This window comes from Vibrio sp. D173a, assembly GCF_030248475.1.
The window spans coordinates 1-683 of sequence record NZ_JAHGAH010001303.1; the positions used below are offsets into that span (position 1 = coordinate 1).

A 683-nucleotide genomic window follows, 5' to 3' on the forward strand; every position below is an offset into this window, starting at 1 on the left:
CCTTCTGCTGGTGTACTATGTGAAGTGACTAACCCAGACGGCACAATGGCGAAAACGCCAGAGATCGTTGCTTTTGGTAAGCTGCACAACATGCCTGTATTGACTATCGAAGACATGGTTGCTTACCGTAATCAATTCGACCTAAAGCTAGCATAAACGAAACAACACGTTTAAAGATCAATTCAAGCCCTGCTCTGTGAGCGGGGCTTTTTCGTGTATAACGACCACCTAGTACATCACAACGGATCAAGTCCACTACTTCCCCTCTCAATCACAACTACCTATATCATTGATATCCTGATATATCTCATCAAACTCTCCCTATTTTAGGGCTAAATTGCACCAAGTTAGACAACCTCACATACGCACAAAAACATAAGACACTGAATAATATAGTATTTTTATTCTGGCACGCTTGACGCATACCACTAAGGAGGTATTCACATACAAGGAGTCAGTTATGTTTATGCTTATTTCAACAATTGTGTCTTTGGCTATGGTCTACGCTCTGTTTCACTTTTCACAGAAGCGCCAAAAATCAAATGACCGAAAATTTGATACGTTAGTGCTGCTTAGAGAGCTATTGCAACTTTCTCGTAAGCACCGCGCAGCAACCCACTATGCATTAACCTGCAAGCTTTCAACGGAATCGGTGCAACGCGTCAATTCTCTGTATCAGTCAA

The 683-nt window shown here is 42.0% G+C and carries 1 protein-coding gene and 1 pseudogene; both read left to right on the forward strand.

Going from position 1 to position 683, the window contains the following annotated elements; translation table 11 throughout:
• On the forward strand, nt 1-156 hold a 156-nt coding region (locus KIV40_RS32990; RefSeq protein WP_285353593.1), incomplete at its 5' end, for a 3,4-dihydroxy-2-butanone-4-phosphate synthase.
• A 304-nt stretch (nt 157-460) separates the two neighbouring features.
• Nucleotides 461-683, forward strand: a pseudogene (locus KIV40_RS32995) (hypothetical protein); the annotation flags it as partial.